Consider the following 18,547-nt stretch of genomic DNA (forward strand, 5'->3'; position numbering starts at 1 on the left):
TTCAGCGCTCCCCCCAGCCCAGGACGCGCCCAGCCCGGCCCGAGCGATGCAGGGCCTCCAGGACGTCCTCCAACGTGTCCACCATGCCCGCGAACGACGCGCGCGCCTTCTCCTGCTCCTCCGGTGACAACCGCGCGTCACCCGGCCCCGGCATCAGGCGCGCCAGCGTCTGGCCCAGCTCGTCCAGCATGGGTTCCAGGCCAAAGGTCCCGACCCCCAGGCGCGCGGCGATGAGCCGCCGCACCTCCTGGAGCAGGGCGGGCGCGGCGTCGATGGGGGGCGCGGGCGGAGCCTGGGGGGCCGCTTGTGGCTTCACCGGGTCACCCACCAGAGCAGGCACTGCAGCCCCAGCACGCTCGCGGCGCTGATGGCGTAGTAGCGGGCGGGAAAGGCGTAGAGCAACGGCCCAAGGGACTCGCCGGACGCGGCGGAGGCGGGCGCTGGCGGGGGCGTGACGATGCGCGCGGACAGCCGCTCCTGGTACTCACGCAGCTTCGCCGTATGGCCCAGGTAGCGGCCTCCGAAGCCCGCCGTGATGCAGAAGTGGAGCATCTCGAAGAGCAGCGCGGGCGAGCCCGGCTGATCCAGGCGCTGATCCGCCAGCGTGTAGAAGGCCTCACCGCCGCCGTCCTCGCCGAAGAGGCGGTACTGCAACAGCGGCCACAGCGGCTGCTCCGAGTCCGCGAGCCGCAGGAGGACGCGCTCGTCCACCAGGTACGTGAAGGGCCTCAGCGCGTCCTGCACCTCCTCGTCGCGGGCGTGGGCGCCCAGGCCCGCGCGCAGCCGCTCAATCACCTCCAAGAGCTCGTCGTGGAGCCTGCGCAGGCCCTCGCGGCCCAAGAGCCCCGCCGCCGCGGCCGACCCGGGCGCGGCCTGCGGCAGCCACCCGTCCAATACGGACTGGGCCTGCCGGTACTGCGTGAAGACGACCTGCCAGTGCTCGAGCTTCATCGCGCCCCCCGTCAGCCCACGTTCACCATGCCGCCCTTGATTTCCGCCATGCCGTCCGCCTTGAGCGCCAGCTGCGCCTTGGCGGTCACCTTCACCTGCGGCCCCTCCATGGCGATGTCCTTCTTGCCCTCCGCCTTGACGGACGGGGCATTCAGGGAGAGCACTCCGCTCTTGGCCTCCAGCTGGACGTCGGCGCCCTCCACGCTGAACAGCTTCGCGGCCTTCATCGTCACGGCCTTGTCCGAGGAGAGAGTCGCGTCCTTGGTCGCCGTCTGCGTCAGCTCGTCCTTCGTGGTGACCGTGAAGGCCTTGGCGCTCTCCAGCGCGAACGTGTCGTCGCTCTTCCACGACGAAGCCTTCGTGGACGTCACCTCGATGGTCTCCGCCTTCAGCACGAAGGACTTGCAGGTCACCGTGACGCTGTCCTGCTTCTGCACGATGGTGCTGGTTGCGCTGTCACCCTTCACCTCCAGGGTGATGGACTCACCGTCCATCTTCACCGTCTGGAGGATCTTCCCGTCCTTGTCCTCCGTGGTGAGGGTGAGGCCCTTCTCCTTGTCCATGTCGATGATGCAGATGAGCTTGGGCATGCGCGCCGTTCCCCCGTCGGTCCGCCGTCAGGCCCTGCGCCAGTAGAGGAGCACCTGCGCCCCTTCGAGCGCGGGCGTGGCGAAGAAGGTGAGCCCGTCCTCGCGCGTCGCGGACTGCCATTCCTCGCTCTGGGGCGTCAGTTGGTACCAGTCGATGTCCGCGTCGAAGGCGTGGGGGAACGACGGGAAGGCCACGTGCCGGTACGGCACGCCCTTCAAGGCCTGGCGACGCACCGCCGGCAGCCGCAGGGGACTGGCCAGCTTCACGCCCTCCATGGAGCGGGGCCGGTCGCGCTCCTGCCGGCGCACCAGCAGGTAGAAGTCATCCGGCGCCGGCGTCTCCCTGGGCAGCGGTGTCAGCTTGAAGTGGCCGTCCTGGAAGTCGAAGACCCGGTAGGACAGGGGGCTGGCCTGCGGGCGGAACCCGCGCGTGAGCAGCTCCATCCACCGCGCGATTCCCGGACCCGGCGCTTCGTGCTCGTACGCGGGCAGCTCGTCGTCCGGCTCCGCCTCCAGGTAGCAGCACGTCTCGAAGTACAGCCGCCGCAGCGCCTGCACCAGCGGGTACGGCGGCGGCTGCAGGCCGTGGCGCATGTCCTGGCGCAGCACCTGGAGGCTTCGCACCTCGCACAGCGCCCGCCGCGCGCTGGCCAGCCGGTCGCCTCGCACCAGACCCTCGCGCAGCGACGTGCGCAGCTGCCCCTGCGCCTGCTGGAGCAGGCCGTCCAGCTGCTCGAACAGGGGCTCCAGGAACGGGTGGGGGCCCACGCTCAAGAGCGGCGGCAGGTGCGTGGCGGACAGCTGCCAGGGCCCGTCCGCGTTCCGGGTGAAGACGGCCAGCGACAGGCTGCTCACCGTGTCGTCCACCACCGGCTCCAGCGACAGGCACAGCCTGCGTCCCGCGCGCACCACGCTGGGCGCTTCACCGCCCGCGGGCGCCATGTCCTCGCGGGGCTCCAGCACGCCCAGCAGGTGCAGATACACCGTCACCCGCATGCGCCCCGTCTCCTCGAGCGACAGCGGTGTTACCTCCGCGTTACCCGGCACCTCCACCAGGTGGCCTCCCGGTAACACCGCGGTCAATTCCTCCAGCGCCACCGAGCCCTTGGCGAGCAACACATTGTTGAAACGCAGCGCGCTCACGCCCACCACCGGAAGGCCCGCGAAACCCGCGTAGCGCCGGGCCTCCGTGGAGAGGGATTCCTCCTGCGCCCGGAAGTGTTCGGGCAGCAGGGTCTGCCCCTCCTGCCACAGGACTCGTGCGAGTGTGTCTGGGTTCATGGCAGGGGCGGCGGGAGCGGGTTTCCTGTCACGGGGACCGCCGGGAGCAAAAACTTGCTCGGGCTGGGTGACAGTGTTTAGAAAAAGCTACCGGCCTGGAGCCTGTGACGTCAAGTCAGCCTGGATGATCCACCGTGTCTGGTTTCGTGCCCTGGAGGGCAGGGGATTCCATGGGTTGGGTCCAACTTGTCTCACCGGGTATCGACGCGCCCATCGTGACAGGTCGTGTGTCGGGGGTGTATTGCTTTTGTGTATTGGTATGGTTTATCAATTCCTTCACAAACGGCGGTTCAGTTCTTGGGGGTACTCATGGCCATCACCGACGAAATTCCCAGATCACGCATCACGCTGACCTACCGCACCCAGGTGAATGGCACCCGGGCGGACAAGGCGCTTCCGTTCCGGCTGCTGGTGATGGGGGACTTCTCCAAGGGCACCTCCATTGACCGCAAGAAGGACCTGGATCAGCGGGAGATCCGCAACCTGGATGGCAAGAACCTGAACCAGGTCATCCAGAACATGGGCATGACGCTGAACTTCAGCGTGCCCAACCGCGTGGACAAGAAGGACCCGGTGGATGGTTCGGCGCCGGCGCCGCTGCAGGTGAGCCTCAAGCTGGACTCGATGAAGTCCTTCAGCCCGGTGGACGTGGCGCGTCAGGTTCCGAAGATCAACGCGCTGCTCACGCTGCGCAAGCTGCTGCTGGAGCTGCAGGGCAACCTGGACAACCGCAAGGAGTTCCGCCAGCTGGTGCGCCAGCTCGCGCAGAACCCGGAGGCCGTCCAGAAGCTGAAGACGGAGCTGGCCGCGTTCAAGTCGATGAGCCTGCCGAAGCTGGCCGCGACGAACCCGCAGCCGCCGACGACGTGATGCCGGGCGCAAGCCCCTCCCCACGACCTTCCTGAACGAGAGCTCCTGCCATGCCCACCACTCCTGCGTCTTCCACCACCGCGACGACCGCCGTGGCCGATGTGCCCCTGGACCTTCCGCTGTTCCTCAACAGCGTGCGCCTGGGCTCCGTGCCCACCGCGCGCGACGCCTCCACCCAGACCGACCTGCTGGTCATCCCCGACGACGCCACCCCCGAGGAGCGCTTCGTCTCCAGCCTGGCGGCCATGGTCCACAACATGGACACGGACGAGGGCCGCTTCGACAAGCAGACGGTGCAAGAGCTGGTCGGCACCATCGACGCGCTGGTGTCGGATCAGCTCAATGCCGTGTTGCACGCGCCGGAGTTCCAGGAGGTGGAGGCGCAGTGGACCGCGCTCAACGACCTGGTGCGCAACACCAACTTCAAGGCCAACGTCGAGCTGAGCCTGCTGGATGTCTCCAAGGAGGAGGCCTACAGCGACCTGGAGACGAACGCGGCGGACGTCGCCGGTTCGGAGTTCTTCAAGAAGCTGTACGTCGCTGAGTACGACCAGTACGGCGGCGCCCCCTACGGCGCGCTGGTGGGCATGTACGAGTTCGCCAACACGCCGCAGGACATGCTGTGGCTCAAGACGATGGGGAAGATCGCCGCGGCCAGCCACGCGCCGTTCGTGGCGTCCGTGTCCCCGCGCTTCTTCGGCTGCGACACCATGAAGGAGGTGTCTCAGCTGCGTGACGTGGCCAGCCTGCTGGACTCGCCCAAGTACTCCGCCTGGAACGCGCTGCGTGACACGGACGAGGCCGCCTACGTGGGCCTCACGCTGCCGCGCTACATCGTCCGGCCGCCCTACAACCCGGAGACCTACCCGGCCCCCGGCATGAACTTCACGGAGGCGGTGAAGGGCGACAAGGAAGAGGAGTACCTCTGGGGCAACGCGGCCATGCTGTTCGCGCGCAACCTGGTGCGCTCGTTCGCGGGCTCCGGCTGGTGCCAGCACATCCGCGGCCCCAAGGGCGGCGGCCTGGTGGCGGGCCTGCCCGTGCACCTGACGCACCTGCGCGGCGAGGAGGAGATGAAGCTGCCCGTGGAGATGTCCATCCCGGACTTCCGCGAACTCGAGCTGGCCAACGGCGGCTTCATCCCGCTCATCCACAAGAAGGGGAGCGCGGAGGCCGTCTTCTTCAGCGTCCAGTCCCTCAAGAAGGCCAAGGTCTTCGAGGACACGAAGGACTCGGAGAACTCGCAGCTGGTGACGAACCTGGCCTACACGTACTCCATCAGCCGCATCGCGCACTACGTGAAGGCCATCATGCGCGAGAACATCGGCAGCACGGCCAACGCGGCGTACATGCAGCAGCAGCTGGACCGGTGGATCTCCCGGTACGTCACCACGCTGGTGAACCCGGATGACCTGACGCTGCGCTACTACCCCTTCAAGGCCTACAACCTCACCGTGGCGGAAGTGCCCGGCAAGGTGGGCTGGTACCACTGCAACCTCTCCGTCCTCCCGCACATCCAGTTCGAAGGCATGAACGTGGACCTCCGCGTGGATGCGCGGCTCGGCTGACAAACCCCGCAGCAAAATGGAGGACCGAAACCATGGGTGATGGACCGCTTGGCATTTCGTGTGACTGGCAGCAGACCATCCAGCAGCGCCCCCAGAAGAACATCCCGGTGGGCTACCTGCTGGACATCAAGGGGATGGGCAAGGACGACGGCTCGTTCCCCAAGAGCAGCAGCCTCTTCTACACCCCGTTCGTCGGCGATCCCGCCTACGCCGGTGTGGCGTTGGAGGACGTGGGCGCGAAGAAGGCCGTGCGCGCGGTGGGCCTCATCACCCAGCTCCAGTGGGAGGGCGGCAAGCTCGACCCCATTGACTTCACGGTGCTGATCTCGCCGGAGAACAAGGCGGACTTCACCGGCATCACCAACACGGAGATCCGTCAGCTCAAGTTCTGGATCTGCGAGTGGGACAGCGCCCAGGGCAAGTGGTTCGAGAAGTGCTATCCGCTCGGTGACGAGGCCGGTGGCCCCGCCAACGAGATGTCCGCCCGGCTGAACCAGAAGGGCAGCGAGGTGATGATGCACGTGGGTGATCCGGAGAACGTGGGCGTCACGGACGTCAAGTTCTGCCAGATGACCTTCCAGCTCATCCCGGACAAGGCGCACCTGTGCAACATCCACTACGGGCACAACTCGCTGGACAAGGACGTGTACGCCTGGGGCTACGTCGAAGGCAAACAGTAGTCAGCGGTTGAAGCAGGACGGGGAGGGCGGGAAAGCGCCTTCCCCGTTTCCGCGTTAGGGGGCTACTTGTCAGAGCCCCACTTGGTGACGCGGCGCTCCTGGGAGTTGGTGGCGAACTCCAGGGTGGTGCTCTTCTTGGGCGCGGGCACCACCCGGAACTGGAAGCGGTGGAAGCGGATGTCCAGGTCCTCGGCCAGCGTGGCGGGCTGATTGTCCAGGAAGACCTTGGGGCGGCCCTTCTCCGTGTCCATCAGCGCCTCTGCGGAAGCAGGGCTCTTCAGCTTGGCGGCTTCGAACCAGGTGTCACCCGCTTCATCGAAGTCGATGATGGCCCACGCCAGCTTCAGCCGCAGGTTGTCCAAGGGCTTGGCGAAGTGGTTGAGCACGTTCGCGGCCGTGACGCGGCCCACGTACACGGTGAAGTCCATGGGGCCGGAAGCACCATTCATGGCCAGCCGTTCAATGAGACCAATGCATTGCGCCTTGGGCCCGAAATCACCCACCGTGGGGGAGAACAGGGTGAGGTCCTTCGCCAGGTTGAGCCCCCCGCAGCCGTTCCATTCCAGCAGATATCCCAGCGCTCCACGAAAGCCGGGCCGGTATTGAAACCCGGTCTGCCAATTGCATTCGAGTTCGAGTACGTCGGGCTTGGCGATGGGCATGGGGTGTCTGTCCTTGTGAATGAAAGACATGTAACATGAAGTGGAAAGACAGACCATGAGAGACCTGAGCCTGTGCCTGCGCCCCGTGGAGGGCGGATCGCTGGAGCGCCTGGAGTCGCATGATCCGCGCTTCCTCACGGTGGCGGACCTGGTGCAGCGGGAGGCCTACGTCGAGGCCGCGGACGCCATCGAGGCCCTGGACGGTGAAGGGGTCTACGAGGTCCGGCTGTCGGCCTACTACCTCTTCGCGACGCTGCGCGAGGACGGGCTCGCGCGCCTGCCGGAGGTGCTGGAGGTGCTGGTCGCGCTCTCGCGCGCGGCGGCGGAGGAGGCCGCGCAGGGCGAGGGGAAGGACAAGTCCAAGCCCGCGGTGCTGCTCAACAAGGCGCTGACGTGGCTGTTCCAGATCCTGGTGAGCGCGCTGAAGTATCACCACGGCAAGCGGGACGCCGGCTGGGAGGCGTGGACCAAGGGCTTCACGGACGGCAAGCGCAAGGACGCCCTGCGCGGCATCCAGACCCTGCAGGGCGTGCTGGAAGGCCCCGCGTTCCGCAACGGGGCCCAGGGCCTGGCGGGGCTGGGACAGTGGCTGCGGGAGACGACGCAGGAGCGCGCGGCCGCTCCCGCTCCGGCCCCGGAGCCCGCGAAGCCGGCCGCCCCCGCGAAGGGGCGCGGCGCGAAGACCTCCGCGGCTGCGGCGGCCACGCCGCCATCGCCGTTCCCCCGCACGACGGGGCCGCTGCAGCTGCGGGGATCCGTGCACCTGCTGGAGCTGTGCGACAAGCTCAAGGCCTTCGAGGTGCTGGTGGAACGCGGCGACTTCCAGAAGGCCGCGATGGTGAGCGACGACGTGCTCCGGACGCTGGAGGAGTTCGACCCGCGGCGCTACCTGCCGGAGCTGTTCTCGTCGTTCGGTGCGCTGCTCAACCGCCACGTGGGGGACATCCAGGAGCACTGGGAGCGCAAGGACACGATGGAGTGGCGCACGCTGTCGCAGTTCTACCAGGTGGACCTGGGCGCCTTCGTGGGGCCGGGCGAGTGAGGCGGCTCCGGTCATGATCGGCGCCTCGCCGCTGCTGTCCCCGCTGGAGCGGCGCATCCGCGCCCGCGCGAAGGACTTCGACCTGGGACCGCTGCTGCGGCTCTTGGAGACGCAGGGCTATGGCCGGGACCGGGTGCTCTTTGAGAGCAACCCGGAGCCGGTGGCGTCCGCGTCGCTGGTGGAGGCGGTGACGTTCCACCTTGCCCCGGTGCGCCGGGTGGTGGTGACGCTCAACCTGGGCCTCCTGGCCACGCCGGGCCTGTTGCCCAGCTACTTCCTCCAGGTGGCCGAACAGTTGCCGGAGCCGGAGCCGTTCCTCGACTTCATCCGCTTCTTCGACCACCGGCTGCTGCTGGCGCTGGTGGACGCGCTGCACCCCGAACGGGACGCGAGCCTGGTGGGGGACTGGGAGCGCACGAAGGGCTTCTACCTGCGCATGGTGGGCGTGGATTCGCAGGCCACGCTCCAGTGGCTGTTCCAGCAGGTGTTCCCGGAGCTGCGCGTGACGTGTGTCCGCCGCTCCTTCCGCACGCGCTTCTCCGGCATGCGGCCCGCCTTCGGGCCCACGCCGCTGGATGGCACGGGCATCCTGGGCCAGACGTACGCGACGGACATCGGGGGCTTCCAGGTGGAGGTGTTCGCGGACGAGGAGGCGGACATGCGCGGGCGGGACTGGCCCGCGCGGGTGCGCCACCGCTTCCACCGGCACATCCTGCCGCTGCTCGTGCCCGCGCGGATGCAGCTGGAGGTGGTGCTGACGGTGCTCGCGCACGGGCGGACCGTGCGCCTGGGGCCTCGGGGGCAGCTGGGCTACGAGCGGCTGCCGGGCGCGGAGGGCAAGCCGCTGCGGCAGCTCATCTTCCTGGGCGACACGTCCGTGCCGGTGGCCGCGCCTCCGCGTGTCGAAGGCGACCGGCAGGGCATGGCCATGGGTACGCCGAAAGCAGCTGGACGTTAGGAGGGGAGGGGACCGTGGGCTTTCTGCACCGGAAGTTCCTGGGGGTGGTGGAGACGCCTCGTGAAGCCGTGCTCCGCAACCTGGGCCACCTGCTCCAGGCCAAGCGTGGCGCGGCGTCCGTGCTGCCCGGCTTCGGGTTGACGGAGACGGGGTTCCGCTCGGACGCGGAGCGCCTCGCGGGCCTGGGCCTGGAGATCCGCGAGACGCTGTCGCGCTACGAGCAGCGCGTGGAGGTGGTGTCCATCGACGAGGCGCCCGCCACGGCAGGCGGCGCGCCCGGTCTGGTGGTGCGCCTGCTCCTGCGTGACTCCCACGAGCCCATGGACCTGCTCCTGGACCCGGGCTCGCGCCGCCTGCGCGAACGGCCTCCAGAAGAGGCAGCTGGGGAGGACGACCCATGAAGTTCACCGAACAGCTGAAGCTGACGCTGGACCTCAAGGCCGGCGACGAGTCCTTCACGCTGCCCGCGGGCAGCATCAAGCGCCTGTCGGTGAAGGCGCGCTCCTACGGCTTCGAGGCCCAGGTGGAGTGGTGGGTGATGTGCAAGGAGAGCGGGGACGAGGACACGCTCTTCGCCCCCTTCACCGACACCAAGCCCCTGACGGCGACGCTGACCGTGGACCGCCGCTACGGCGCGCAGTCGGAGGGGCGCGAGGGCGCGGAGGCCCTGCCGCTGAAGTTCATCGGGCGGGTGGAGGAGCGCCACGTCCGCGAGCGCTCGCTGGCGAACGTGAAGGACGCGCCGGTGATGCAGCGGCGCTACCGCATCCGCCTGGTGGACCCCGCGGCGATGCTGTGGCGCCGCCACTTCCCCAGCGGCGTGTGGGTGGACGAGACGCTGCAAGCGGTCATCCAGGCGAACACTCCTGGAGGCCTGGACGTGGCCTACGAGTGGGAGGCGGCGGGGACGAAGCACGGCCTCCACGCGCTGGGGCTGGGCGCGGACGACGACTCCGGCGCCAGCTTCCTGGACTTCCTGCACTGGGTGCAGGCGCGCATGCATGCGGGCATGTTCCTGGACTACGCGGAAGGGAAGTACACGCTCGCGGCCGCGAAGCCCGAAGGCGGCGAGGCGCTGGTGTTCACCCGCGACGAGGTGGCGGAGGTGGACCTGCGCTACCCGGAGCCGCGGCGGGACGCGCTGTCGGTGCTCAACAGCTACGTGGACGCCGGCACGAAGCGCAAGGCGGTGGAGAACGCGGACGCCATCGCTGGTGTCCTCACCGAATGCCTGGTCACCTCCACGCTGGAGGGCACGCTCACGGACCGGGTGACGCTGGAGACGAACCGCCAGCAGCTGGAGGGCCCGGAGGTGCGGCTGTCCTTCGCGGGCTATCCCCGCGCGTCGCTGGTGCTCAACGGGCTCTACACGCTGGGGGACTTCAGCACGCAGGCCGCGACGCACGGCAAGCAGTACCGGCTGCACACGCTGGAGCTGGAAGCACGCGCCGTTGAGGCCGACGCCGCGCACGACCCGGACAGCGACGCCAACGACTACGAGCTGAAGTTGAAGGCCACGCTGGAGGAGGCGGCGGACCCCACCTTCCGGCGCCCTCGCTTCCGGCCGCCGCGCTGGCCCTTCCTCGCGGAGGGGCGGGTGGTGAGCGAAGAGGGCGGGGATCCGGACCGCACGTATCAGATCCGCCAGGACGACGAGACGTCGGTGGAGTCGTACCGGGTGAAGCTGCCCTTGTGGGACAAGGAGGTGCTCGTCCCCTATGAGCCGCACCAGCAGCCCGGGCACTTCTACTTCCCCATGGACAAGGGGACGCGGGTGCTGGTGTCGCTGGGCTACCAGCACGCGCGCATGGACCGCTTCCTGGAATGGCGTCCCGGCGCGCGGCTCCCCAAGGAGTCGCAGGGCAACCACCTGCTCCTGGGCAAGACGGACAAGAGCGAGACGTCCATCCAGCACCTGTACCAGGACTCGAAGCCCATGCTGCGCATCCAGCGCACCCTGGAGAAGGACACCCAGCTCATCGAGGTGACCGAGGGCCGGATGTTCCTGCGCGTGCAGGAGGGGGATTAGGCCATGCGGATGGATGAAGCGCTCTACGCGTCGTTCCTGGAGGAGCTCCAGGCGCTGGAGAAGTTCCGCCTGGGCTACACGGCCCTGCACCCTTCCGCGCCGCTGGACGGCGAGGACGCGGACGTGCGGCGGCTCACGGAGGCCATGGCCCTGTTCACCGCGCGCACGCGCCGGGCGGGGCAGCGCGCGTTGGAGCGGAGCACGCTGCGGTTGTTCCAGCAGCACTTCGCCTACCTGCTCAATCCCATTCCCGCCATGGCCATGTTCCGCGCGGAGCCGGACGCGCGCTTCGTGGACGCCGCGGAGCTGCCCCGGGGCACGCCCTTCCTCCTCAACCCGGGCCTGGGCGGCGGTCCCACCGGGCCGCTCTCCCTGCGCACGCTGGCCCCGCTGCGGCTGTTGCCCGTGCGGCTCACCCAGGCGCGGCTGGAGCGACAGGGCGAGGACGGCGCGCTCCTGCGGCTCGTCTTCGAGGGCGGCTTCCCCCGAAACGATTCACCGGGCGAGGTGCGGCTGCACATCAACCACCTCAACGACTTCCGGGCGTCGCTGGCGGTGTTCTTCCAGCTGAAGAGCGCCGTGCGCTCCGCCACCGTGAGCTTCGACGACGGGGCGATGGAGCAGGAGGTGAAGCCCTTCGACGCGCACTCGGGCCCGGTGCGCTTCGGCGCGCCCCGGCCGGTGGCGGCGGATGGCGAAGCGTCCGAACACCCGCTGCAGCGGCTGAGGCAGTTGCTGCACTTCCCGCAGCAGGAGTTGTTCCTGGAGGCCCGCATCCCGCCGGCCCCCCGCAACTGGCAGGGCTTCACCCTGACGCTGCGCCTGACGGGCCGCTGGCCGTCGGAGCTGGTGGTGGGGCCGGACTCGTTCGTGGCGCACGCGGTGCCGGTGGTGAACCTGCAGCGCGCCATGGCGGCGCCCGTGGAGCACGACGGCACGAAGGAGCGGCACGCGGTGCAGCACCCGGATTCGTCCATGGGCTTCCGGCTGAACGCTGCCACGGGCGTGTACCAGCTGACCCCGAAGGGCATGGTGCCCCTGCGCCCTGGAGCCATCTCCGGAGGCGCGGACACGTACGAGCTGGAGCACGAAGGCCAGGCCCTGGCGCGCACGTCGTGGCTGGCGCTGGACATGCCGGACGCGTTCCTCAAGCCGGTGCGGCTGGGCGTGGACGGCCTGTGGCACCAGCCGCTGCCGCCGCGCTTCGATGCTCGGGGCTACCGGCCGGTGCTGGCGGACCGCTTCCTGGAAGGCGTGCCGTGGAGCCTGGTGGGCGCGGTGGCGCCCGGCGGGGACAACCCGGTGGAGCACGGGCAGCAGGCCCTGTTGCAGCTCCTGGCGCTGCGCACGCAGCGGTTCCTGGGGCGCGAGGACCTGCTGTTCCTCCTGGATGTGCTGGGCGTGCGGACGCAGCGGCACTTCCGGGATCTGCTGCCGTCCCTCACGGAGGTGTCCGTGAAGTCCAAGCCCTTCGCCCGGAGCGCCGCGGGCTTCAAGTACGTGTACCAGCTGGGCTTCGGGCCCATGGACGCGTCGCTGTTGCCGCTGGTGGACCTGTTGTGCGGCCGGCTGGTGGAGCTGTTCGCCGTCTGGAGCGCGGAGGACGTGGTGGAGCTGGAGGTGCGCCTGCCGCAGCGGGAGGCGCCCCTTCGCTACGTGCCCCTGCCGTGAGTCACTTCACCTGGGTCTTCGTCTGGGCGGTCATGTTGATCTTGATCATGCCGCCATAGGCGCAGGTGCACGTGCACGTGTCGGTGAGCGCCGGCTTGCCCTTGATCACCACGGTGGGCGAGCCCGGCGTCCACGGCGCGGGAATCACCGGCAGGCACGGCATGGGCGTGAGGACGCCCATCGCGGCGGCGGTGGCGGTGGCCACGGTGGGGTTCGCCATGGACTTGCACATGACGAAGGGCGGCACGTTCATGCCCGGGACGTTGTCCATGATGGTGGCCGCCGGCGCGGTGGAGTTCACCTTGTTGGCGGGCAGCACCGACAGCGTCGAGGGCGCCATCCCGAAGCTGCACTGGAGCATGGCTCCGGACACGACCTGGATTCCCATCAGCGTGACTCCACCCGGGCGCGCAGTGACGTGAGCGCCTGGAACAGGGGGTCTCCTGATTTCAGCTTCAGGGAGCCCATGAAGTACTGCGCACGGCACCACTCTTCATCCAACGGCCCGTCCTGCTGTCCGTTCAGGCGCCGCGCGTGGAGCGCGAAGCGCTCGATGCGGTCCGGCAGTGCGTCCGCGCCCAGGGCCTGTTCAATGCGGCGGCGCACGTCCGCCTCGCTGACCTCCACGCCGGGAGGCAGGTCGCCGGTGAAGACGACCAGCACGCTGCGATACGCGCCCGCCAGGCCGCTCTCCGGCACGGCCAGCCCCACCGTGTCCAGCCGGGGGCCGGGAGGCTCGCGCAGCGCGTTCGCGACCTCCTCGAAGAGGAACACCCGTCCCTCGCGCCGGGGCTCGCGCACGCCCAGGTGGTGGTACTGGCCGCGCACCCGCGTCAGGACGACGTGCGCGAGCGGCCGTCCGGCGTCCGGCAGGGGGGTGAAGAGCCCCGTGTCTCCCACGGCGTCCTGCCCGCTGTCGGTGAAGTCGCGCAGCGCCCAGGCGCGCCCGGGCGCGGGGGCGATGTCCGTGTGCACGTCCGCCGCCACGCGCCGGTGCGAGCACAGCACCGCGCCTCCCAACGCCGGGTCCACGCACACGTTGCCGCCGGGCACGCTGGCCAGCCCGCAGGCCTTGAGCGCGTCGCGCCAGGCGTAGAAGTCGAAGGGCGCCTGCGGATCCCTGAACCACAGGCCCACGTTCTTGAGCGGAAGGCGCGCGCGGGCCACCAGGTCGCGCACGGCGGGCGTGAGGCCCAGGGCCCGCACGGGGTGCTCGGTGAGCAGCGTGGGCGTGACGTCCAGGTCCGCGGGCTCCACGTGCAGGTACGTCGCGCCGCGCAGGAGCGTGGTGAAGTACAGCGCCGGCAGGTGCTGGAGCGGGTGGAAGCCCGGCGCCGCCAGGTGGTCCCCCGGGTTCAGTCCGAAGGTCAGCAGCCCGTCCACCAGCGCGCTCCGCCACGCGTCTCCGGCGGTGAGCGGCACGGGGACGTCGCTGGGTTTGGCCAGCGGAGAGAAGAGCAGGCCCACCGGCTCGGAGGGCTTGTACGTGTACGACGCGAGCGCGGGCGGCACCTGCGTCTGCATGGGCAGGAGCCGCGAGGCGTGCTTGCCCAGGAGCGGCGCCTGGTGAGGCTCGGCGGCGATGTGTTGGGGCGCGAGCGCGTCCAGCCGGCGCGCCACGAAGGCGCGGGCCCCGGGCGGCAGGAGGCTCACGCACGCGCCCAGGCCCAGCGCGGCGCACAGCGACACCATCAGCTCCGCGCCCGGCGGCAGCATCAGGCACAGCTTCGCGCCCGGCTTCACCCCCAACCCCGCCCAAGCGGTGGCCCGCCGCGAGGCCTGCTCCTGGAGCTGGCGGTAGCTCAGCGTGCGCCAGCCCTGCGTCCGGGAGTACGCGCGCAGCGCGATGCGGTCCGTGGTGGCGTGGCGGGCCACCAGGTCGTGGAAGAAGTCGTGGTGCTGGCCGGTGCGGCTCTTGAAGGGCGTGCTCCGGCCGGCGTGAATGGGGGCCATCGCGGCGGCGAAGCCATCCGGATCCTCCCAGCTTCGCGCAAGCCACGCGGGCACGCTGTCCGGAGGCGGCTGGGTGCCGTCGAACGCGGCGAGGACGATGCGTGGCTCGAAGGTCATGGCGAGGGTGACGGCGCGGGTTCAGGGGGGAGCAGCTCGCGGGTGGGCACCGGCTCCACGCTCGAGTCCGGGACGTACTCCGGCTTCTTCTGGAACTCCTCCAGGCGCAGCTGGGGCACGGGCTCCGGGAGCACCTCCATCCGGGGAGGAGGCTCCTGGCGGAACGACACGCCCAGGAGCACCCGTGCGATGGGCGTGCCCGGCGTGCGTCCCAGGCCAGGCCCCGCGAGCGCGTGCAGCTCCAGGCCCTCCGACAGGGGGATGCGTCCGCCGGCCAGCACCTCCACCGCGGGCTGGTCCATGTCCGCCGCGAAGGCGGCCTTCACCGCCAGCTCGCCGCGCAGCCCCTGTCCGGCCGTCGTCAACCCGGCGCCCAGGCGGACCTCCAGCATCTGTCCGGAGGCGCTCGGCCCGGAGAGCGGGTTGCGCGAGCGCAGCAGCACGCCGGCCTCCAGCGCGGGCTTGAGGAACCCCACCTGCGTGCCAATGGCGGCCAGGGCTCGCACGCGGATGCCCGAGTCCCGGCCCAGCACCGCCGCGCTGCCAATGGGCAGCCCCACGCCCAGGTCCATGGAGAGGTCCACGGGGTGGTCGTCACGGCGCGACAAGAGCCCCAGGCGCGCCTGTATCTCCGGGGTGCCCAGGCCCTGCGAGGCCAGCGGCGTCAGGCCCAGGGGCGCTGGATCATCCCCCTGCTGCCACAACACCACGGGCACCTGCGCGCCCACCTCCAGCCACGGCAGCACGCCGTAGCTGCCCGCCAGGACGGAGGACGCGCGGTTGCGCACGGCCTCCAGGCGGCGCTCGCCGTTGAGGAGCACGAGCGGCAGCTGTTGGTACTGGCCCACCAGCCCCAGGCTCATGCCGCCGGGCACCAGCAGTTCGCCGCTGCGCATCACCGCGGTTCCGCGGCCAGGGTTGATCTCCAGGTGCTCCAATTCAAAGCCGGGAAGGGCGGACTGGGCCCAGGCGGGCAGGGCGCTCAACAGGACCGCGGCGGCGGCGCCGTGCACTGACAGGAATTTGGGCATGGGCATGATGGCGCTCTGACCCGCTTCTGGCGGGACGCGCTCCCCCGGCCGACATCATACCCAGACAGCGATACGAAACATAGGCGTGCCCAGCGGTACGGATGAGCAGGAATGGGTCGGCGCGGCCCTGATGCACGGGGTTGGCGACCTGCTCGGTCCTGGTGTTCCGGGTCAGGGGACCGGCAGCTCCACGATGAACGTCGCGCCATGGCCGGGCTGACTCTCCACGCGAAGGGTGCCGTGGTGGGCTTCGACAATCTGTTTGGTGATGAAGAGGCCCAATCCCAGACCGCCGTAATGCCGTGTCGACACGGCGCGGGTGAATTTCTCGAAGATGGCCTGGAGGCTCCCCGGTGAGATGCCGATGCCTTCGTCCCTCACGCTCAGCCTCGCCCGGTCGCGGACCTGCTCCACGCGAATCGTCACCGGGTGGCCCGGGCCGTATTTCAGCGCGTTGGACAGCAGGCTGCTCGCCACCTGTTCCAGCCGGTGGGGGTCCCAGCGGCCCACGACGCCCGGTGTTTCGTGGACGATGAGCTCGCAGCCCACCTTCGCCGCCTGGGTCTGGAAGCGCTCCACCGCGTCGCGCACCACGTCCGCCAGATTCACGTCCTCCAGTTGCAGCGGTGCGGAGGGGCCGGTGAGTTGTGTCACCTCCAGCAGGTCGTTGATGAGCGTGGTCATCTTTCTTATCTGCCCGGAGATGGTCTCCGCCGTCTTCACCACGCGCTCCCGCAGTGACTCCAGCGTCTGTTCCGCCTGCGCGTCCTTGACCAGGGATTGGAGCTTGAGCTGCAACGGCGTCAGCGGCGTCTTCAATTCATGCGACGCCACCGTCAGGAATTCATCCCGGAGCGACACGGCGTGCTGGAGCTGGGCCTGTGTCTTTCTCAGCTCGGTGACGTCCTGGAGCGCCAGGAGGACCGCCTCCGGATGGCCGTGCTGGGCGGGCAGGGTGCCCGCCTCCATCAGCAGGGAGTAATGCCCCGTGGGCGTGTGCCAGACGACCGGCTCCCCGTGAACGGGATTGCCCAGGATCGCGCGGATGCCGGGGATCTCCTCCATGGTCAGCTCGCGGCCCGCTTCGTCCGTGAAGTGGTGCGCGCCGTGCGTGTAGCTCTCCTCGCGCAGGCCCTCGGGGAAATCACCACCGGCCATCTGCCGGGCCGCCTGGTTCGCGAAGATGATGCGGCCAGTCACTGGCTCCACCAGGATGATGGCCACGGGCGTCTGGTCCAGCATCGCCTCCAGCCACTGCTGCTGGTTCCTCAATGACGCAGCGGACTCCTCCAGCTTCTTCCGGGCCTCCACCCGATCCGTCACGTCGACGGCGAACGACAGCACGGAATCCACCTGGCCCCGCACGTCGCGCAGCGGCTGGTACGCCACGTCGAATGGCCGCGTCGACTGGACCCCGTCGCCCTGGAAGTCGGTGGTGACCGGGACCTCTCTTTCGATGAACGACTCTCCCTGGCGATAGGCCTTCTCCAAGAGCCGCGAGTACTCGACCCCCCGTTCGTCCTCGACGTCCTTGATGGAGGTGCCCAACAGGTCCGCGCCTCCCGACAGCACCTTGTAGAGGGGGTTCACCAGCGTGAAGACCTGCCGCTCGCCGGAGAGGATGGCGATGGAGGCCGGGGCGCTCGTCAGCACGGAGCGCAGCCTCGCGCGTTCGTTCTCCGCCTGGGCCTCCGCCTGCTTGCGCTCGGTGATGTCCTCCGCGGTGGACACCCACTCCCGGATGACACCGTTGTCACCGAACACGGGCACCGCCCGGCCCACGACGTCCCGGTAGCCCCCCGCGTGGAAGCGCAGGCGGAACTCGCCGCGGTAGGACGCCTTCGTGCGCAGGGACTCCACCCAGCTGCGCACCACGCGCTTGCGGTCGTCCGGATGGATGGCGGAAAGCCAGCCCAGCCCCAGGTGCTCCGCGTGGGTCTGGCCCGTGAAGGCCAGCCAGCGCGGCGCGGGCTCCACCACCTCGCCCCGGGCATTGGTGGACCACACCGGCTGCGCCATGGCCTCCACCAGTGAGCGGTAGCGCTGCTCGCTGGCCTGGAGCGCGTCGTGGGCCCTGCGCTGTTCGGTGACCTCCGACACGATGACGCCGATGCCCAGCAAGACGCCGGAGTTGGTGCGCACCGGGTAGTAGCTGACGAGGAAGTGGCGCTCCACGCCCGCGTCCTTGGAGGTGGCGCCCACCACCTCCACCGTCTGCGCGCTCCCTCCCTCCAGGACGCGCTGATACTGGGGACGAAGCGTGGGCCACATCTCCGGGACGATGTCCTGAACCTTGCGCCCCAGGTGCGCGGCGCGCGGGATGCCATTCATGACGGCGAGCGCTTCGTTGACCTGGACGAAGCGCTGCGCCATGTCCACCACCGCGAGGCCCACCGGCGTGCTCGCCACCAGCGTCTCGAGGAGCAGCCGGGAATGCGCGTCGGAGAGGGTCTCGATGGCTTCCGGGTCGAAGCTTGCGCTGGGGCTCTCCACGCGCGCCTCCTTTGACCCCGGCCCTTCCCGGCGAGCTTGGAGGCAGGGCCCCGTGACGCCGCTTCCCACCATGGGAGTGGCCTGACTTGGAGAGTGTGCATTCTCGACCCCGGGGGGCAATCCACACCGGTCCGGAGGCGCGGCTGCCGCCTGGTCGGCACCCAATGACAGACAGGCGGCGGGCCGAGCCCTCCCGCCGGCTCATGCACGCGGAGGGCCGGGCCCCTCCTCGTCAGCTGGCTTGGATTGCCAGGGCCAGCGCCTGTCGATCTCCACCTCCAGGGTGAAGCTGAGGAAGGTCCGGATGAGGACGATGAGGCCCAGGATGAGCACCTGCCGCAGCGTGGGCGCCCCCGCGACCGTGCGGATGATGTCCGCCGCCACGAGCAGCTCCAGTCCCAGCAGGATGGCGCGGCCCAGGTAGTGGCGAAGCTGCCGGTACGCCTCCCCCCGCCGCGGTCCCCGCACGTCCTGGAGGACGAGCGCCACGGACACCACCGTTCCCACCACCATCACGCCCACGCCCGAGGCGTCGAACAATTGGGCGGCCAGGGCCACCAGATCCTCGAATCGCATCCACCGCTCCCTCTCCGGCAAAGGTGGTTTGCGACGCAGCGGACAGCCACCGCGATCCACCCTCCCCTCGGGATG

18 protein-coding genes are annotated in these 18,547 nt (G+C 69.6%); 8 read left to right on the forward strand and 10 right to left on the reverse strand.

Features of this window, described 5'->3' with window-relative positions; all coding sequences use genetic code 11:
• Position 1 precedes the first annotated feature (1 nt).
• The 4 genes from GTZ93_RS07575 to tssK are packed head-to-tail and all read right to left on the reverse strand — an operon-like array spanning position 2 to position 2,822.
• Positions 2-316 carry a hypothetical protein gene (locus GTZ93_RS07575; protein WP_161662705.1) on the reverse strand — a complete coding sequence of 105 codons (315 nt, stop codon included), beginning with the start codon at positions 314-316 and terminating at the stop codon, positions 2-4.
• Positions 313-951, reverse strand: coding sequence for a DotU family type IV/VI secretion system protein (locus GTZ93_RS07580; protein ID WP_139919668.1), 639 nt, complete (start codon positions 949-951; stop codon positions 313-315). Before GTZ93_RS07580 ends, GTZ93_RS07575 begins: the two co-directional genes overlap by 4 nt.
• Before the next feature lie 11 nt (positions 952-962).
• On the reverse strand, positions 963-1,541 hold the full coding sequence (locus GTZ93_RS07585; protein WP_139919669.1) for a hypothetical protein: 579 nt from the start codon (positions 1,539-1,541) through the stop codon (positions 963-965).
• 27 nt (positions 1,542-1,568) lie between these two features.
• Positions 1,569-2,822, reverse strand: a complete 1,254-nt coding sequence (tssK, locus tag GTZ93_RS07590) for a type VI secretion system baseplate subunit TssK (protein ID WP_121759474.1) — start codon at positions 2,820-2,822, stop codon at positions 1,569-1,571.
• A 309-nt stretch (positions 2,823-3,131) separates the two neighbouring features.
• Here tssK and tssB point away from each other — a divergent pair, with 309 nt between their 5' ends.
• Genes tssB through GTZ93_RS07605 form a run of 3 tightly spaced genes read left to right on the forward strand, consistent with a single transcriptional unit; the run spans position 3,132 to position 5,940 of the window.
• A complete protein-coding gene (gene tssB / locus GTZ93_RS07595; RefSeq protein ID WP_120574479.1) occupies positions 3,132-3,692 on the forward strand; it encodes a type VI secretion system contractile sheath small subunit in 561 nt (186 codons plus the stop codon).
• A 50-nt stretch (positions 3,693-3,742) separates the two neighbouring features.
• A complete protein-coding gene (tssC, locus tag GTZ93_RS07600) occupies positions 3,743-5,260 on the forward strand; it encodes a type VI secretion system contractile sheath large subunit (protein WP_139919670.1) in 1,518 nt (505 codons plus the stop codon).
• 32 nt (positions 5,261-5,292) lie between these two features.
• Positions 5,293-5,940: a hypothetical protein gene (locus GTZ93_RS07605; RefSeq protein WP_120574481.1), complete on the forward strand. Its 648-nt coding sequence runs from the start codon at positions 5,293-5,295 to the stop codon at positions 5,938-5,940.
• Between the two features lie 62 nt (positions 5,941-6,002).
• Here the strand turns inward: GTZ93_RS07605 and GTZ93_RS07610 are convergent, their stop codons facing one another.
• Positions 6,003-6,602 (reverse strand): hypothetical protein, encoded by a 600-nt coding sequence (locus GTZ93_RS07610; RefSeq protein ID WP_120574482.1) that lies wholly within the window; start codon positions 6,600-6,602, stop codon positions 6,003-6,005.
• 55 nt (positions 6,603-6,657) lie between these two features.
• On the opposite strand from GTZ93_RS07610, the gene GTZ93_RS07615 reads away from it, so the two are divergent.
• Genes GTZ93_RS07615 through GTZ93_RS07635 form a run of 5 tightly spaced genes read left to right on the forward strand, consistent with a single transcriptional unit; the run spans position 6,658 to position 12,302 of the window.
• Entirely contained in the window at positions 6,658-7,644 is a 987-nt protein-coding gene (locus GTZ93_RS07615) for a type VI secretion system protein IglI family protein (RefSeq protein WP_139919671.1), read from the forward strand.
• A 13-nt stretch (positions 7,645-7,657) separates the two neighbouring features.
• On the forward strand, positions 7,658-8,602 hold the full coding sequence (locus GTZ93_RS07620) for a type VI secretion system baseplate subunit TssG (RefSeq protein WP_120574484.1): 945 nt from the start codon (positions 7,658-7,660) through the stop codon (positions 8,600-8,602).
• 14 nt (positions 8,603-8,616) lie between these two features.
• Entirely contained in the window at positions 8,617-9,003 is a 387-nt protein-coding gene (locus tag GTZ93_RS07625) for a GPW/gp25 family protein (RefSeq protein WP_120574485.1), read from the forward strand.
• A complete protein-coding gene (locus tag GTZ93_RS07630; RefSeq protein ID WP_139919672.1) occupies positions 9,000-10,631 on the forward strand; it encodes a hypothetical protein in 1,632 nt (543 codons plus the stop codon). The genes GTZ93_RS07625 and GTZ93_RS07630 overlap by 4 nt, the downstream gene beginning before the upstream one ends.
• Positions 10,632-10,634: 3 nt before the next feature.
• Positions 10,635-12,302 carry a type VI secretion system baseplate subunit TssF gene (locus tag GTZ93_RS07635; protein WP_139919673.1) on the forward strand — a complete coding sequence of 556 codons (1,668 nt, stop codon included), beginning with the start codon at positions 10,635-10,637 and terminating at the stop codon, positions 12,300-12,302.
• Position 12,303: 1 nt separating this feature from the next.
• On the opposite strand, the gene GTZ93_RS07640 is transcribed toward GTZ93_RS07635, so the two are convergent.
• The 5 genes from GTZ93_RS07640 to GTZ93_RS07660 all read right to left on the reverse strand — a co-directional run bounded on the left by GTZ93_RS07640 (position 12,304) and on the right by GTZ93_RS07660 (position 18,472).
• Positions 12,304-12,690, reverse strand: coding sequence for a DUF4280 domain-containing protein (locus GTZ93_RS07640; protein ID WP_120594175.1), 387 nt, complete (start codon positions 12,688-12,690; stop codon positions 12,304-12,306).
• A complete protein-coding gene (locus GTZ93_RS07645) occupies positions 12,690-14,372 on the reverse strand; it encodes an AMP-binding protein (RefSeq protein WP_139919674.1) in 1,683 nt (560 codons plus the stop codon). The genes GTZ93_RS07640 and GTZ93_RS07645 overlap by 1 nt, the downstream gene beginning before the upstream one ends.
• Positions 14,369-15,409, reverse strand: a complete 1,041-nt coding sequence (locus GTZ93_RS07650) for a hypothetical protein (RefSeq protein ID WP_139919675.1) — start codon at positions 15,407-15,409, stop codon at positions 14,369-14,371. The genes GTZ93_RS07645 and GTZ93_RS07650 overlap by 4 nt, the downstream gene beginning before the upstream one ends.
• Positions 15,410-15,574: 165 nt before the next feature.
• The gene (locus GTZ93_RS07655) at positions 15,575-17,896 is read right to left on the reverse strand and encodes a PAS domain-containing sensor histidine kinase (protein ID WP_161662706.1); all 2,322 of its coding nucleotides are present in this window, start codon (positions 17,894-17,896) and stop codon (positions 15,575-15,577) included.
• A 201-nt stretch (positions 17,897-18,097) separates the two neighbouring features.
• Positions 18,098-18,472 (reverse strand): DUF1622 domain-containing protein, encoded by a 375-nt coding sequence (locus GTZ93_RS07660; protein ID WP_139919677.1) that lies wholly within the window; start codon positions 18,470-18,472, stop codon positions 18,098-18,100.
• Positions 18,473-18,547 lie beyond the last annotated feature (75 nt).

This window comes from Corallococcus exiguus (genome assembly GCF_009909105.1).
GTDB classification, from domain to species: Bacteria; Myxococcota; Myxococcia; order Myxococcales; family Myxococcaceae; genus Corallococcus; species Corallococcus exiguus.

What these genes read in the sequence shown, in the direction of transcription:
- GTZ93_RS07580 (WP_139919668.1), bottom strand. Translation starts at nt 951, where the DNA reads ATGAAGCTCGAGCACTGGCAGGTCGTCTTCACGCAGTACCGGCAGGCC.
- tssK (WP_121759474.1), bottom strand. Translation starts at nt 2,822, where the DNA reads ATGAACCCAGACACACTCGCACGAGTCCTGTGGCAGGAGGGGCAGACC.
- GTZ93_RS07585 (WP_139919669.1), bottom strand. Translation starts at nt 1,541, where the DNA reads ATGCCCAAGCTCATCTGCATCATCGACATGGACAAGGAGAAGGGCCTC.
- GTZ93_RS07615 (WP_139919671.1), top strand. Translation starts at nt 6,658, where the DNA reads ATGAGAGACCTGAGCCTGTGCCTGCGCCCCGTGGAGGGCGGATCGCTG.
- GTZ93_RS07650 (WP_139919675.1), bottom strand. Translation starts at nt 15,409, where the DNA reads ATGCCCATGCCCAAATTCCTGTCAGTGCACGGCGCCGCCGCCGCGGTC.
- GTZ93_RS07610 (WP_120574482.1), bottom strand. Translation starts at nt 6,602, where the DNA reads ATGCCCATCGCCAAGCCCGACGTACTCGAACTCGAATGCAATTGGCAG.
- GTZ93_RS07620 (WP_120574484.1), top strand. Translation starts at nt 7,658, where the DNA reads ATGATCGGCGCCTCGCCGCTGCTGTCCCCGCTGGAGCGGCGCATCCGC.
- GTZ93_RS07630 (WP_139919672.1), top strand. Translation starts at nt 9,000, where the DNA reads ATGAAGTTCACCGAACAGCTGAAGCTGACGCTGGACCTCAAGGCCGGC.
- GTZ93_RS07640 (WP_120594175.1), bottom strand. Translation starts at nt 12,690, where the DNA reads ATGGGAATCCAGGTCGTGTCCGGAGCCATGCTCCAGTGCAGCTTCGGG.
- GTZ93_RS07635 (WP_139919673.1), top strand. Translation starts at nt 10,635, where the DNA reads ATGCGGATGGATGAAGCGCTCTACGCGTCGTTCCTGGAGGAGCTCCAG.
- GTZ93_RS07660 (WP_139919677.1), bottom strand. Translation starts at nt 18,472, where the DNA reads ATGCGATTCGAGGATCTGGTGGCCCTGGCCGCCCAATTGTTCGACGCC.
- tssC (WP_139919670.1), top strand. Translation starts at nt 3,743, where the DNA reads ATGCCCACCACTCCTGCGTCTTCCACCACCGCGACGACCGCCGTGGCC.
- GTZ93_RS07605 (WP_120574481.1), top strand. Translation starts at nt 5,293, where the DNA reads ATGGGTGATGGACCGCTTGGCATTTCGTGTGACTGGCAGCAGACCATC.
- GTZ93_RS07645 (WP_139919674.1), bottom strand. Translation starts at nt 14,372, where the DNA reads ATGACCTTCGAGCCACGCATCGTCCTCGCCGCGTTCGACGGCACCCAG.
- tssB (WP_120574479.1), top strand. Translation starts at nt 3,132, where the DNA reads ATGGCCATCACCGACGAAATTCCCAGATCACGCATCACGCTGACCTAC.